This window comes from Massilia sp. Leaf139 (genome assembly GCF_001424165.1).
In the GTDB taxonomy this organism is placed as follows: domain Bacteria; phylum Pseudomonadota; class Gammaproteobacteria; order Burkholderiales; family Burkholderiaceae_D; genus Telluria.
The window spans coordinates 216,779-231,658 of the sequence record NZ_LMOJ01000012.1 but is presented as its reverse complement, the minus strand read 5'-3'; the positions used below and the strand labels follow the sequence as shown (position 1 = coordinate 231,658).

The 14,880-nt window shown below is 65.2% G+C and carries 12 protein-coding genes; 5 read left to right on the top strand and 7 right to left on the bottom strand.

What is annotated here, in order from left to right:
• The first annotated feature begins 10 nt into the window (after nucleotides 1-10).
• Both kdpD and kdpE read left to right on the top strand, forming a co-directional pair.
• Entirely contained in the window at nucleotides 11-2,722 is a 2,712-nt protein-coding gene (gene kdpD / locus ASF77_RS09605) for a two-component system sensor histidine kinase KdpD (RefSeq protein WP_056338258.1), read from the top strand.
• Nucleotides 2,719-3,420, top strand: coding sequence for a two-component system response regulator KdpE (kdpE, locus tag ASF77_RS09600; RefSeq protein ID WP_056338255.1), 702 nt, complete (start codon nucleotides 2,719-2,721; stop codon nucleotides 3,418-3,420). The genes kdpD and kdpE overlap by 4 nt, the downstream gene beginning before the upstream one ends.
• A 30-nt stretch (nucleotides 3,421-3,450) precedes the next feature.
• On the opposite strand, the gene ASF77_RS09595 is transcribed toward kdpE, so the two are convergent.
• Both ASF77_RS09595 and pilB read right to left on the bottom strand, forming a co-directional pair.
• Nucleotides 3,451-4,686, bottom strand: coding sequence for a type II secretion system F family protein (locus ASF77_RS09595; protein WP_056338253.1), 1,236 nt, complete (start codon nucleotides 4,684-4,686; stop codon nucleotides 3,451-3,453).
• A gap of 10 nt (nucleotides 4,687-4,696) precedes the next feature.
• A complete protein-coding gene (gene pilB / locus ASF77_RS09590; protein ID WP_056338251.1) occupies nucleotides 4,697-6,433 on the bottom strand; it encodes a type IV-A pilus assembly ATPase PilB in 1,737 nt (578 codons plus the stop codon).
• A gap of 370 nt (nucleotides 6,434-6,803) precedes the next feature.
• Here pilB and ASF77_RS09585 point away from each other — a divergent pair, with 370 nt between their 5' ends.
• Entirely contained in the window at nucleotides 6,804-7,517 is a 714-nt protein-coding gene (locus tag ASF77_RS09585; protein WP_056338248.1) for a PEP-CTERM sorting domain-containing protein, read from the top strand.
• An 80-nt stretch (nucleotides 7,518-7,597) separates the two neighbouring features.
• On the opposite strand, the gene ASF77_RS09580 is transcribed toward ASF77_RS09585, so the two are convergent.
• From ASF77_RS09580 to uraH, 5 genes are all read right to left on the bottom strand, one after another.
• On the bottom strand, nucleotides 7,598-9,166 hold the full coding sequence (locus tag ASF77_RS09580; RefSeq protein WP_056338244.1) for a methyl-accepting chemotaxis protein: 1,569 nt from the start codon (nucleotides 9,164-9,166) through the stop codon (nucleotides 7,598-7,600).
• A gap of 142 nt (nucleotides 9,167-9,308) precedes the next feature.
• Nucleotides 9,309-9,716 carry a hypothetical protein gene (locus ASF77_RS09575; RefSeq protein WP_056338241.1) on the bottom strand — a complete coding sequence of 136 codons (408 nt, stop codon included), beginning with the start codon at nucleotides 9,714-9,716 and terminating at the stop codon, nucleotides 9,309-9,311.
• Nucleotides 9,717-9,726: 10 nt separating this feature from the next.
• Complete coding sequence (locus tag ASF77_RS09570; RefSeq protein WP_056338237.1) at nucleotides 9,727-10,980, bottom strand: hypothetical protein; 1,254 nt, start codon at nucleotides 10,978-10,980, stop codon at nucleotides 9,727-9,729.
• 279 nt (nucleotides 10,981-11,259) lie between these two features.
• Nucleotides 11,260-11,817, bottom strand: coding sequence for a ClpP family protease (locus ASF77_RS09565; RefSeq protein ID WP_056338233.1), 558 nt, complete (start codon nucleotides 11,815-11,817; stop codon nucleotides 11,260-11,262).
• A gap of 81 nt (nucleotides 11,818-11,898) precedes the next feature.
• Nucleotides 11,899-12,252 carry a hydroxyisourate hydrolase gene (uraH, locus tag ASF77_RS09560; protein ID WP_056338230.1) on the bottom strand — a complete coding sequence of 118 codons (354 nt, stop codon included), beginning with the start codon at nucleotides 12,250-12,252 and terminating at the stop codon, nucleotides 11,899-11,901.
• Nucleotides 12,253-12,359: 107 nt separating this feature from the next.
• Here uraH and puuE point away from each other — a divergent pair, with 107 nt between their 5' ends.
• Nucleotides 12,360-13,307 (top strand): allantoinase PuuE, encoded by a 948-nt coding sequence (gene puuE / locus ASF77_RS09555; RefSeq protein WP_056338226.1) that lies wholly within the window; start codon nucleotides 12,360-12,362, stop codon nucleotides 13,305-13,307.
• A gap of 96 nt (nucleotides 13,308-13,403) precedes the next feature.
• Entirely contained in the window at nucleotides 13,404-14,870 is a 1,467-nt protein-coding gene (gene xdhA, locus ASF77_RS09550; RefSeq protein WP_056338223.1) for a xanthine dehydrogenase small subunit, read from the top strand.
• Nucleotides 14,871-14,880: the final 10 nt, after the last annotated feature.

The window sequence follows — 14,880 nt, the reverse complement described above, 5'->3', positions numbered from 1 at the left end:
ACACGGTTCGATGGTTTCAAACGAAAGTACGCGCCCGCATCCGGATGCGCTGTTGATCCGGATGCAGCGCCAGGAACGCAGGGACGCGCGCGGGCGCCTGCGCATCTATTTCGGCGCGTCGGCCGGCGTCGGCAAGACGTACGCGATGCTGGTTGCGGCCCGCAAGCTGCGGGCCGAGGGCGGGGCGCCGCTGGTCGGGGTGGTCGAAACCCACGGGCGGGCCGAAACCGGCGCCTTGCTCGACTCGCTCGACCTGCTGCCGCCGAAGCTGATCGGCTACCGCGGCAAGACGCTCGCCGAGTTCGACCTCGATGCGGCGCTGGCGCGGCATCCGGCGCTGATCCTGGTCGACGAGCTGGCGCATTCGAACGCTCCCGGCTCGCGCCACCCGAAGCGCTGGCAGGATGTCGAGGAGCTGCTCCAGGCCGGGATCGACGTGTTCACCACCATGAACGTGCAGCACCTGGAGAGCCTGAATGACGCCGTCGGCGGCATTACCGGCATCCGCGTCGCTGAAACCATACCCGACACCATGTTCGACGCGGCCGACGAAGTCGTGCTGGTCGACCTGCCGGCCGACGAACTTCTGGCCCGCCTCAAGGCCGGCAAGGTTTACCAGGCGCCCCAGGCCGAGCGTGCCGCGCAAAACTTTTTCCGGAAAGGGAACCTGATTGCCCTGCGCGAACTGGCGCTGCGGCGCACCGCCGACCGCATCGAAGAAGACGTGCGTGCCTACCGCGTGGAGAAGTCGATCGACACGGTCTGGAAGACCGGCGGCGCACTGCTCGCCTGCGTCGGCGCGCGGCCGGGCAGCGAACATGTCGTGCGCAGCGCCGCGCGCCTGGCCGGGCAACTGGGCGTCGACTGGCACGCGGTGTATGTGGAAACGCCTGCGCTCCAGCGCCTGCCCGCGCCGCAGCGCGAACGCATCCTGCTGGCGCTCAAGCTGGCAGAGAGTCTGGGCGCCACGACATCGGTACTGGCCGGCGGCGACATCGCCGGCGCCATCGTCAACTACGCGCGCGAGCACAACCTGTCCAGGATCGTCATGGCGCGGGGCCGCGGGGGGCGGCTATGGCGTACCCCGCACATCCGACGTATCGCGGCGCTGGCGCCCGATATCGACCTGGTCGACGTCGGCGCCCCTACGCACAGGCCGATGCCCACGGTATCCGAAGGTTCAGCTGCCCGGGCCTCCAGCCAGGGCGGTAGACGATGGCTGTCGTATGCGCTGGCCGCCGCCAGCAGCATTGGAACGGCGCTGCTGGCAATGCCCTTGCTGCCCTTCCTCGACCTGGCAAACATCGCGATGCTGTTCCTGCTGGTGGTCGTGATGGTCGCGGTGCGCCTGGGGCGCGGCGCCTCGGTTGTGGCAACCTGCGTCGGCGTGGCATGTTTCGATTTTTTCTTCGTGTCGCCGCGCTTCTCCTTTGCCGTGTCCGACCTTCAGTACCTGGTGAGCTTCTGCGTGATGCTCGCCGTGGGTCTGGTCACAGGGCACCTGACGGCGGGCCTGCGTTTCCAGGCCCGGGTCGCGGCACATCGCGAGCGACGCTCGCGCGCGCTGTACGAGTTCGCGACCGAACTGTCGGGCGCGCTGCAGACCGAGCAGATTTTCGACACCACGCGCCAACTCCTCCAGCGCACCTTCCGTGCGCAAGCCGTCCTGCTGTTGCCCGACGGTGACGACCGGCTGCAGGCGCCTGTGCAGGCCGAAGGCGCCGACAAGGTCGACCTGGGCATCGCGCAGTGGGCCTATGACAAGGCCGAAAGCGCCGGCCTGGGCACCGATACCCTGCCGGCCAGTCCGTTTTTCTATCTGCCGTTGGTGGCACCGATGCGCACGCGCGGCGTGCTGGCCATCGCGCCCGAGCAGCAGCGCTGGATCCTGATCCCCGAGCAGCGCGCACAGCTCGATACCTTCGCCGCGCTTGCGGCCATTGCGATCGAACGAGTCCATTACATCGAGGTGGCACAAGCGGCCCTGGTCAGCATGGAGACGGAACGCTTGCGCAACTCCCTGCTGGCGGCCCTCTCGCACGACCTGCGCACGCCGCTGACCTTGCTGGTCGGGCTGTCCGAATCCCTGGCGCGGTCGAAGCCGCCGCTTCCCGCGGCGCAGCTGGAACTGGCACGCGGCCTGCACGAGGGAGCGCTGCGCATGAGTGCATTGGTGGCGAACCTGCTGGATATGGCGCGCCTGCAAAGCGGCGAAGTCCGCCTCAAGCTCGAGTGGCAGGCTCTGGAAGAGGTGGTGGGCACTGCCCTGCGGCTGAGCGGGCCGCTGCTGGAGAAGCACACGGTCACGACCCACATCCCGCCAGACTTTCCGCTGCTGCGTTTCGACGCCATCCTGCTCGAGCGCGTGCTGTGCAATCTGTTGGAGAATGCCGCAAAATACACGGCGCCTGGAGCGCGCATCGACATCTCGGCCGCGCTGCACGGTGGGAGTGCGGCCCTGACCGTCGCCGACGATGGCCCCGGCATCGCGCCTGGCCGCGAAGAAGAGATGTTCGAAAAGTTCACCCGCGGCGAGCGCGAGTCCGGACGGGGCGGCGTCGGTCTGGGCCTGGCGATCTGCCGCGCCATCGTCGAGGCGCACGGCGGCAGGATCCGCTATGCCGGATCCGAGCTCGGCGGTGCGGCCTTTGTCGTCACGCTGCCGCTGGAGCAGCCGCCCGCCGCCCGGGATCCTGACATGGAATCGAGGAATCACGCATGAAAGAAACCGCGCCGCTGGCCTTGCTGGTCGAAGACGAGCCGCACATCCGCCGTTTTGTTCGCGCCGCGCTGGAGGAAGAAGGATGGCATGTGCACGAAGCGGCCACGATCGGGCGCGGCCTGAGCGATGCGGGAACGCGCGCGCCCGATCTGGTCGTTCTCGACCTCGGTCTGCCCGACGGCGACGGCATTGGCTTCATCCACGACCTGCGCAAGTGGTCGGGGGTTCCGGTGATCGTGCTCTCGGCGCGCACGGCCGAGGAGCAGAAGATCGCCGCGCTCGATGCCGGGGCCGACGATTACTTGACCAAACCCTTCAGTGTCGGCGAGCTGCAGGCGCGCGTGCGGGCAACGCTGCGGCGCCAGCGGCAGTCAGGCAATGGCGATGCCGCACCGATCCGATTCGGCGATGTGGCGGTCGACCTCAAGGACAGGCGCGTGCTGAAAGGCGGCAAAGGAGTGCACCTCACGCCGACCGAGTACCGGCTGCTGGCGCTGCTGGTGGCGAACGCAGGGAAGGTCGTGACGAATCCGCAGCTGCTGCGCTCCGTCTGGGGGCCGTCGCATGTCGAAGACGGGCATTACCTGCGCATCTACATGGGCCATCTGCGCCACAAGCTCGAAGACGACCCGGCCCAGCCCCGCTACCTGCTGACGGAAACCGGCGTTGGCTACCGCTTGCTGACCGGCCCTGCCTGACGAAGGGGCAGAACCCCTGCGGCGAGCGTCTTACACCACCGAACCGAGCTTGAAGATCGGCAGATACATCGCCACCACCAGCCCGCCGATCAGCACGCCCAGGATGACCATGATCATCGGCTCCATCAGCGAAGACAGCGCGGCGACCGCTTCGTCGACCTCGTCCTCGAAGAAGTCGGCCACTTTGCCGAGCATGCCGTCGAGCGCGCCGGATTCTTCGCCGATGGCGACCATCTGCGTCACCAGGCTCGGGAACACGTTCACGTTCTGCATCGCCACCGTCAGGCTGGTGCCGGTCGAGACTTCGGTCTGGATGCGCCGGGTGGCGTCCAGGTAGACCGCGTTGCCGGAGGCGCCGCCGACCGAGTCGAGCGCTTCGACCAGCGGCACGCCGGCCGCGAACATGGTGGCCAGGGTGCGCGTCCAGCGCGCGATGGTGGCCTTGCGGATCACGTCGCCGAAGACCGGCAGGCGCAGCAGCAGGCGATCCATGGCCTGCTGCATTTTCAGCGAGCGGCGCCAGGACTGGAAGAAGAAGTAGATCGAGCCGAAGACCGAGCCGAAGATCAGGTACCACCATTCGACGAAGAACTCCGACATGTTCATCACGATCAGGGTCGGTGCCGGCAGGTCGGCGCCGAAGCTGGAGAACACGGACTTAAAGGCAGGCACCACCCAGATCATGATCACGGCGACCACGATGAAGGCAACGGCTAGGATGGCGATCGGGTAGGTGAGGGCGGACTTGATCTTCGACTTCAGCGCCAGCGTCTTTTCCTTGTAGACGGCCAGGCGGTGCAGCAGGTCTTCCAGGATACCGGCCTGTTCGCCGGCGCCGACCAGGTTGCAGAACAGCGGATCGAAATAGCGCGGGTACTTGCGGAAGGCGTTATTGAGGCTGGTGCCGGTCTCGATGTCGGCGCGCAGGTCGAGCACGAGTTTCGACATCGACGGATTCGCGTGGCCCTTGCCGACGATGTCGAAGGCCTGCAGCAGCGGCACGCCGGCCTTCATCATCGTCGCCAGCTGGCGCGTGAACATCGTCAGATCCTTGTCGGTGATCTTCTTGCCGCTGCGGTAGACGCGCTTCTTGACCTTGGTGACCATGATGCCCTGGCGGCGCAGGGTCACGTTGACGATCGCCTCGCCGCCCGCGCGCAGTTCGCCGCGCACGGTCTTGCCGGACTTGTCCTTGCCTTCCCAGGCGTAGACCGCTTCCTTGATTTGCGCGCCGCCGCGGCTGCGGGTGGTGAGGGAGGTTGCCATGTTCAATCGCCTATTCGTTGGTACAGCCGAGCACTTCTTCGAGGCTGGTGAGCCCCTGTTTCACTTTCATCAGGCCGGAGCGGCGCAGCGAGTTGACGCCGTCCTTTTCGGCCTGGGCCGCGATCTGCATCGAGTTGCCGTGGGCGAGGATCAACGCCTCGATCGCCGGCGAGATCGGCATGATCTGGTAGATGCCGACGCGGCCCTTGTAGCCGGAACCGAGGCAGCGTTCGCAGCCGACCGGGCCATACGGCTTCCAGTCGCCTTCCAGGTCGCCTTCGCGGTAGCCGGCCGCCAGCAGGGCCTCGCGGCTCATCTCGAGCGGCTGCTTGCAGGTGCACAGGCGGCGCGCCAGGCGCTGCGCGGTGATCATGATCACCGAGGAGGCGATGTTGAAAGGCGCGACGCCCATGTTCATCAGGCGCGTCAGGGTCGAAGGCGCGTCGTTGGTGTGCAGGGTCGAGAAGACCATGTGGCCGGTCTGCGCGGCCTTGATCGCGATGTCGGCCGTCTCCAGGTCGCGGATCTCGCCGACCATGATGATGTCGGGATCCTGGCGGAGAAAAGACTTTAGCGCGACCGGGAAGGTGAGGCCGGCGCGGTCGTTCACGTTGACCTGGTTCACCCCCGGCAGGTTGATCTCAGCCGGGTCTTCCGCGGTCGAGATATTGATGCCGGGTTTGTTCAGCACGTTCAGGCAGCTGTACAGCGAGACGGTCTTGCCGGAGCCGGTCGGCCCCGTCACCAGCACCATGCCGTAAGGACGCGTGATCGCATTCAGCAGCAGCTCGCGCTGGTCGGGGTCGTAGCCGAGCGAGTCGATGCCCATCTGCGCCTGGGTCGCGTCCAGGATACGCATGACGGTCTTCTCGCCGAACAGCGTAGGCAGGGTGCTGACGCGGAAATCGATGGTGCGCGTGGCCGAGAGGATGAGGCGCATGCGGCCGTCCTGCGGCACGCGCTTTTCCGAGATGTCGAGCTTGGCCAGCACCTTGATGCGCGAGACCAGCTTGTCGCGGATGGACATCGGCGGCATCGCGTGGTCGCGCAGCACGCCGTCCACGCGCATGCGGATCCGGTAGTATTTTTCGTAGGGCTCGAAGTGGATGTCGGAGGCGCCCAGCTGTACGGCGTCCATCAGGATCTTGTTCAGGAAACGCACGATCGGCGCGTCTTCCACTTCGTTGGTCGCTTCCAGCGGCGCGGCGGCCGGTTCGTCCTCGGCGAACTCGATCTCGCCCTCGTCGCCTACCATGTCGTTCAGGCTTTGCTCCGAACTCTTGGTGAGGTTCGCCAGCAGCGCCAGCAGGGCATCGTGCGCGACCACCACCGGTTCGACCGCGGCCTCGCTCTGGAACTTGATCTGATCCAGGGCCTGCGTATTGGTCGGGTCGGAAATCGCCACCGACAGCCGGTTGCCGCGCTTGGCCAAGGCCACTACGCGCTGGGCCGCCATCAGCTTGGCGTCGATGGCGCCGGCCGGCAGCGCATCGATGCTGAAAGTCGACAGGTCGAGCAGTGGGTACCCGAAGGTCTCGGCGCAGAAGGCGGCCAGGCTGGCGCAATCGATCGCCTTGTCGGCGATGATCGCGTCGATGAAAGCGGTGCGGTCGCCGGCGGCTTTCTTTTGCAGCGCGTCGGCCTGGGGCGCGGTCAGGCGGCCGGCCTGGACGAGCGCGCGTGCAAGCGCCGACATCTGGGCGGACATCGGTGTGCCTGAGGGCGCGTTCGGGAGGACTGCTGCCATATGAGCCGTGGGATTAGAGGAAAGACACGAGGGCCGCGCGAGGCTGTTTCGGGGCGGCGAACCCCTCGGATGATGCCTACAGGCATCAGTTTTGTAAAGCGTTTCAACACGTCGAAGATGCGTGCGCGCCACGTAGACGAAATACCATGACGCCCCGTGCGACGCCGTTTGTTGACGCCCTGCCAATAGGTATTGTCGGCTTGCTCAGACCCGGCGGTCACTGTCGGGATAATTTACATCTTATGTGCGCGAGCGTACATATAAATACGTAAACTCTTGATTACAAAAGACGGATTACCATGGCACGCAAAATGCATAGCTGGCTCTGCCGTAAATACGGCAATCCATCACACCAATCGGGAGAAAAATAATGCATCGTTTGCTGCGCAACATCGTGTTGCCTGTCCTTCTGGGAATGTCCGCGCTTTCCGCGCACGCCACCACCGTCACCGTGTTCGGTTCGCTGCAGGACGGCCTGAGCAACTACAACGACGTCATCCAGGACGCCGGCGCCACCGCCACCCACGACAAGCTGCAGAACCTCGTCTCCGGCACCAGCATCAACCGTGGGGGCTACGCCATCACCCGCAACAACGGCGGCTTCATCTCGCCCACGACCTACGGCAACCTGACGGGCCAGGTGATCGACATCTCCCCGTCGGGAACGCGCGGCATCGGCGCCATCGGCAGCGGCGTGACCCTCACCTTCAACGCAGCCGTGAATGCGATCGGCTTCGAAGTCGGTGACTGGGGCACCTGCTGCCAGCCGTCGTCGCTGTTCATCTCTTTCGACGATGGCGCGCCGATCCTGGTCGGCCTGTCGCAGACCTCGGGCGACGTGTATTTCGATGGCGAACCGGAAGTCTTCATCGGCGCCTTCGACGACAGCTCGGGCTTCAGCAAAGTCCAGTTCTGGGGCGACGGCGTCGGCGAATACCTGGTCTTCGGCGGCACCATCCACTACGCGCTGCTCGACACGGGCACGCTGCCGCCGGGCGACGTGCCGGAGCCGGCATCGCTCGCCCTGCTGGGCATGGGCGCGCTGGGACTGGCGGGTGCGCGCCGCCGCCGCCGCACTGCCTGAGCGCCTGAATGACAAACGGCGCGGCCTGCAAAATGCAGGACGCGCCGTCGCAGGGCAGGGGCCGCGCGAGCGGCTTTTTTTTAGCGCAGGGCCAGCGGCGCCGGGCGGGTGCGCAGGGTCGCGGTCTCGCCGCCGTCGGCCAGTTTGAACACCGACAGCGCGCCGGTCAGCTGGCCGGTCTGCTCGGTCAGCGATTCGGCCGCGGCCGAGGCTTCCTCGACCAGGGCCGAGTTCTGCTGCGTCATTTCGTCCATGCTGTCGATGGCGCGGCCGATGTCTTCGATGCCTTCGCTCTGGCGCTGGCCGGCGGCGCTGATCTCGGCCATGATGTCGTGCACTTTTTTCACCGAGTCGACGATCTGGCCCATCGTCACGCCGGCCTGGTCGACCAGCGCGCTGCCGGCGTTGACCTTCGAGACCGAGTCGCCGATCAGTTCCTTGATTTCCTTGGCCGCCGCCGCCGAGCGCTGGGCCAGGCTGCGCACTTCGCCGGCCACGACCGCGAAGCCGCGGCCCTGTTCGCCGGCGCGCGCCGCTTCGACCGCCGCGTTCAGCGCCAGGATGTTGGTCTGGAAGGCGATGCCGTCGATGACGGAGATGATCTCGACGATCTTCTTGGCCGAGGTGTTGATGTCGCCCATCGTGCTGACCACGCCGCCGACCACCTGGCCGCCGCGGGTGGCGATGTCGGTGGCCGAGACCACCAGTGCGTTCGCCTCGTTGGCGTTGGCCGCGTTCTGGCGCACGGCGCCGGTCAGTTCGTCCATGGCGCGCGCGGTGCGCTCCAGGCTCGATGCCTGCGATTCGGTGCGGCCGGCCAGGTCGGCGTTGCCGCTGGCGATTTCGGCGCTGGCCACGGCGATCGTCTCGGCCGAGGTCTTGATCTCGGCGACCATCGTCGCCAGGCGCGCGCGCATGTCCTTCAGCGCGACCAGCAGGCTGGTGCTGTCCTTGGCGTCGGTATGGATGTCCATCGCCAGGTCGCCGGCGGCGACGGCGCGGGCGATCTCGCGGGCATATTCAGGCTCGCCGCCGAGCTGGTGCCAGATGGCGCGCACCACGAACCACGACACCACGGCCAGGCTCAGGACGACGACCAGCGCGGTCAGGATCATGGTCCACAGCACGCGGCGCACGTTCGCTTCGCTGCCGGCAATGCCCGCTGCGAACTGTTCCTTGGCTTTTACTTGCGTCTGCTCGAGATCCTTGGTCAGGGTAGCCAGGGTGCTCTGCATCTTCGGCACCACGGCTTGCGGGTCGCCCTGCTCGAGTTCGAGCATGATGCGCGCGGCCGACAGCGCCGGCGCGTAGTAATCGTTGAATTCCTTGAGCAGGCGCGCGCCGTTGGCGGCCTGGCCTTCGATCTGGCCGAAGGACTTCAGGTGGGCGCGCACCTTCTCGGCCTGCTGGCCGACGGCGTCGATGCGCTCCTTGTCGCCTTCGGTAACCGCGTCGCGCAGGCCGGCGGTGATGTCGCCGACTTCGAGCGTGAGCGTTTTGGAGGCGTCGAGCACCGGATAGTCGGTGCGTTCGGTGGAATTGATCGACTTCAGGGCATCGTTCGCGATGGTCGCGGAGATGCCGACGCCGAGGCCGAAAATCAGGGTCGAAATGACCGGGAGTGCCCAAATCCTGCGTTTGATGCTCATGTTCGTATCTCTCTCGACTCGCTGCTGACGATGCGCTGTTGACAATGGTGACCGGTGCTGCCTACCTCTTCAGCTAAAAAGCCCTGCCGGCTGGAGAGCGGGCAGGGCTGCTTCGGGACATAAGTCCTGTGGCTAAGCTTGTTTACGGCGCGGTATGGACAACCTTGACACTTGCGTCGACAGCGCTTTTTTCCATGTAGCCGATCGCTTTCGGGTTGGCGGCGACGGCGGCCTTGACGGCGGCGCTGTTGGCGACTTCCTTCGGCATCGTGGCCTTGCCGGTGAAGACCAGCTTCGACCACAGGGCCTTGGCCTGCGAGGCTTCCTTGTCGGTCACCTTCTTGTAGAACTCGGCGCGGATCGGCGCGTCTTCAGGCTGGTCGATCGGGGTCATGCTGCTCGACTTACCGAGGAAGAACTGGGCGACCTGGTCTTTCGTCATGGTCGCTTCGGCGGCCTTCGGGTTCACCACCACGACCACTTCGGCCAGGGCCGGCACCGAGGCGGTCAGCACGGCTGCGGCGATGGCCGCTTTCAGAAATTTGTTCATGGCGTGTTCCTTAGAAGACGAAGTCGATGGCGACGGCGCCGACGGTGACATCTTTATTGAAGCCGTTGGTCGGGTTCAGCATCAGACCGCTGCCGATGGCCGGCTTGACGCGGTCGATCTGCGCCTTGAATGCCAGCGAGCGGTAGAAGTCCCAGCGCACGCCGATCGAGGTCGTGCTCTGTTCGCCCTGGCCGATACCGGTGTACGGCAGGCGGGCGGCGCCGGCGCGCAGGGCGGCCAGCTGGCCGCAGACGGTCGGGCTGGCGACCGGGCAGACGGCCGGGACGACGTTGGCCGGATGGCCGTCGATCTTGACCTTGCCCTGGATGACGTATGGCAGCACCTTGCCGATGCGGTAGCCGCCCATCACGTAGTACGAGGTGCTGTCGTTGACGTAGGTATCGGTCTTGCGCTTGGCGAACTCGGTCTGGACGATGATGTCGTTCCAGTCCATGCCCAGGCCCACCGAGGTGAACGAGGCTTTCTTTTCCTTGGCTTCGAGCTGGTCGGCCATGGTGGTCAGCTGCGGAGCACGCAGGGCGGTGCCGAAGGTGCGCAGGCCGCCGAGCAGGGTGGCCAGGCTGGCCGAACCGTCGATCGAGATCTTGGCATCCACGCGGCCGAAGCGGGCGGTGAACGGGCCGTGTTCGGCCACCAGGTTCAGGGCGATCATTTTCTTGCCCGTGGCGGTCAGGCCGCCGGCAATCGGGGCTTCGCCGCGGCCGAAGGCCAGCTGGCCGGTGACGTTGGTGTCGCCGAAGCTGTGCTGGTAGGTCGCGTCGATACCGTCGAGGCTGTTGAACGGCACTTGCGAGTACATCTCGACCGGCGGACGCAGGAAGTTGTTGGCGTAGCCGACGTTGCGGTAGTCCGAGATCATGAAGGCCGGCAGGCCGATGCGGCCGACGCGCACGCTGGCCTGGTCGTTGAGCTTGGCCTTGGCGAAGGCCCAGCCCAGTTCCGCACCGTAGTCGTCTTCGGCGTCGCGGCGCACCAGACCCTGGGCGGTGAACGAGAGCCAGCTGTTGACGCCGACGTCAGCCTGCAGGCCGAGGTTCGAGTCGACGCCGGTACGTGGGTTTTTCTTGGCGCCGGTGGCCTGGTTCGGACGGCCGAACTCGGCCTGGTCGGTATTCGTCCAGGTGAGGGCGCCAGTGCCGAAGCCACTGATCTTGACCGATGGGCCTTGCGCTTCTTGCGCGAAGGCCGACGAGAGTGCCAGCGGCAGGGCCAGTGCGGCGACGGCGATAATCTGCTTATTCATAAGACAACCTGTAACAGATACTGCGGTTATAAGATTTACTTCTTGAGATTTACTTCTTGCAATTTACTTCTTGCTATTTACTTCTTTTTTTCGAAAGCACTCACGCTGAAGCGTGAAGTGACGGAAATGATTCTATCCACACGGCAAAAGTGATGACAAGAAAAAGCGCGCCATGCGGAACAAATACTGTCCTTGCAAGGCGCGCTGTTGTTTTACCGAAACAGTAGAAACGGTAATCGTTAGCTTATTTGTAAGGTTTGTCTAATATCAAAGACAAGTTCAATTCCACCAGTGCGAAGTGGCGCCCATTTCTGGCAAACGGGCCTGCACGGCTTCATGGATCAGCCCGGCGCACACCGCTTGTTCGGCCGTGTAGATGCGGGCATTACCGAACAGATGAGGGCGGATGTCGTGCGCTTCCGGCGCGCCCTTCGTGGCCTCGTCGAAAATCGCCGCATAGCGTTCGGCATCGAAATCGAGGCATTCGCGCCACTCGGAAATGCGCGAATGGTCGGCCGCCACCAGGCTGCCGAAGCCCCAGTGCAGCGGGTGCACCAGGAAGCGCGCACCCGGACAGGCATAGCGTTTCGTTCCCGCCAGGAAGATGACGACCCCGACCGACTCGACGCTGCCGATATTGAAGGTGGTCAGCGGTATCGGCAGGGACTTCAGGAAGAAGTAGAGGGCGAAGCCGGCCGTCATGTTGCCGCCTTCGGTCGACATGTGCAGCTCGATCTCGGTCGCCCCGTTCTGCAGCGCCTGCAGGCACAGGTTGCGCACGGCGCAGGCCGAGTTATGGTTGATCGGCCCGATGAAATGAACAATGTGCAAAGCCATCTGCCCTCCTGTCGTGAGTGCTCAGGATAGCAATTTTTTCAGTGCAAAGGCGTCCCGTTCCGGTGCCGGCGGGTGCAGCGCTCAGCTGCCGCGGTAGGTCGAATACGACCAGGGCGTGACGACCAGCGGCACGTGGTAGTTCTGGGCCGGGTCGGCCACGCCGAAGGCAATGCTCACGCGATCGATGAAGCGCGGCTCGGGTAGCGCCACGCCTTGCGCAGCGAAATAGTCGCCCGCCGCGAACACCAGTTCATAGCAGCCGGCGCGCAGGGACTCGCCTTCGAGCAGCGGGCCGTCGCAGCGGCCGTCGGCATTCGTGCGGGCGTTTTTCAGCAGCGTGCGCCCTGCGCCGTCCACGGCATACAGGGCGATGGCGACGTTGGCGGCCGGGCGGCCGTGCGCGGTATCGAGGACATGGGTACTGAGCTTGCCCATCGCTTCTCCTATACGAAGGTGATGAAAATGGATATCTATCGGATCATATACCGATGCCGTTCCGTCAATATATGATCGCCGATATACCTCTCATCCTCGAGCTCCCCATGGATTCAGCTTACCCGCGCGACCTGATCGGCTACGGCCGCACGCCACCCCACGCTCGCTGGCCCGGCGGGGTGCGCATCGCCCTGCAGTTCGTGCTGAACTACGAAGAGGGCGGCGAAAACTCCACTTTGCACGGCGATCCGGCTTCGGAGACTTTTCTATCCGAAATCATAGGCGCGCAGGCCTTCCCCATGCGCCATATGAGCATGGAGTCGCTCTACGAGTACGGCTCGCGCGCCGGACTGTGGCGCCTGCTCCGCATGTTCGAGGAGCGCAAACTGCCGCTGACCGTGTTCGGCGTGGCGATGGCGCTGCAGCGCAATCCGGACGCCGTCGCCGCCTTCCGCGAACTCGGCCACGAGATCGCCTGCCACGGCCTGCGCTGGATCTCCTACCAGAACGTCGACGAGGCCACCGAGCGCGCGCACATGGCGGAGGCGGTGGCGATCATGCGCGACCTGACCGGGGAAGCGCCGCTCGGCTGGTACACCGGGCGCGATTCGCCGAACACGCGCCGCCTCGTGGTCGAGCACGGCGGCTTCGCCTACGACGCCGATTACTATGGCGACGACTTGCCGTTCTGGCAAAAGGTCGCGCACACCGGCCCGGACGGCGCGCCGCGCCAGACCCCGCACCTGATCGTGCCCTATACCCTCGACACCAACGACATGCGCTTTGCCGCGATGCAGGGTTTTAATTCCGGCACCCAGTTCTTCGACTACCTGAAGGACGCCTTCGACGTACTGTATGCGGAAGGCGACCCGCAAGGCCTGAACGCGCCTAAAATGCTCTCGATCGGGCTGCATTGCCGCCTCGTTGGCCGCCCGGCGCGCGCCGCGGCGCTGGCCCGCTTTCTTGACTACGTGTTGCAGCACGAAAAAGTGTGGATAGCGCGCCGCATTGATATCGCCGAGCACTGGAGAAAGACCCATCCGTGCGCTGGCTGATATATTGATCGGATGATAATCAAAATCAATCTTGGAATATAGTTGGAGGAGGTCGGGACAGGGTATCCTGCACGCTGCTACCAATCCGAGACAAGCATGGCCGAACCCATCCGCTTTTATTTCCGCAACGCCGTCCACGAAGTGACGAGCGTGGCGCCGACGCAAACCATCCTGCAGCACCTGCGGGAGGATTTGCGCTGCACGGGCACCAAGGAAGGCTGCGCCGAAGGCGACTGCGGCGCCTGCACGGTGGTGCTCGGCTCGCTGGAGAATGGCGAACTGGAGCTCAAGGCCGTGAACTCCTGCATCCAGTTTACGCCCACGCTCGACGGCAAGGCCCTGTTCACGGTGGAAGACCTGCAGCTGCCCGATGGCCGCCTGCATCCGGTGCAGCAGGCGCTGGTCGAATGCCACGGCTCGCAATGCGGCTTCTGCACGCCGGGTTTTGCGATGTCGCTGTGGGGCATGTACCTGAAACAGGAAGGGCAAACCCCCTCGCGCTGCCAGATCGACGACGCCCTCTCGGGCAACCTGTGCCGCTGCACCGGCTACCGGCCGATCATCGACGCGGCCCAGCGCATGGTCGAACTGCCGCGCGCCGAGTTCGACCGCGCCGCGGTGGCCGAGCAGCTGCGCGCCTTGCAGCGCGGGGCCGGCACGACTTATACCTTCGAAGGCCGCCATTTCCACGCGCCGCGCACGCTCGACGAGCTGGTGGCGCTGCGCGCGGCCAACCCGCAGGCGCTGATCCTCGCCGGCTCGACCGACGTCGGCCTGTGGGTCACCAAACAGATGCGCGAGCTGAACGACATCCTCTATATCGGCAACGTGCTTGAACTGAAATCGGTGCGCGAAGCGGGCGGCATGCTCGAGATCGGCGCCGGCGTCACGCTGCAGGATGCCTATGCGGCCGTCTGCCGCCACTATCCGGATGAACTGGGCGAGATGTGGCAGCGCTTCGCTTCGCTCCCGATCCGCAATGCCGGTACGCTGGGCGGCAACGTCGCCAATGGTTCGCCCATCGGCGATTCGATGCCCTGGCTGATCGCCCTCGGTGCGCGCCTGGTGCTGCGCGGCGCGCACGGCGAACGCGAACTGGCGCTGGAAGATTTCTATCTCGGCTACCAGCAAAAGGATTTGCAGGCCGACGAATTCGTCGCCGCCCTGCGTGTGCCGCTGGCGCGCGAAGGCGTCCGCTTCCGCACCTATAAACTGGCCAAGCGCTTCGACCAGGACATCTCGGCCGTCTGCGCCGCTTTTGCCTTTACGCTCGATGGCGACATCGTCACGGAGGCGCGCATCGCCTTTGGCGGCATGGCGGCCACGCCCAAGCGGGCGGCGGCCGCCGAAGCGGTGCTCACCGGCCGCGCCTGGAACGAGGCCGCGCTGCAAGAGGCGATGGCCGCACTGGCCCGGGATTACGCGCCCTTGTCCGACATGCGCGCTTCCAGCGGCTACCGCATGAAGACGGCGCAGAACCTGCTGCGCCGCTTCTGGCTCGAGACGCGCCTGGACAATCCGCTGCCGCCAAGCGCAGTCAACGCATTCGCAGCCACGGCGTAAGGAGAATCAC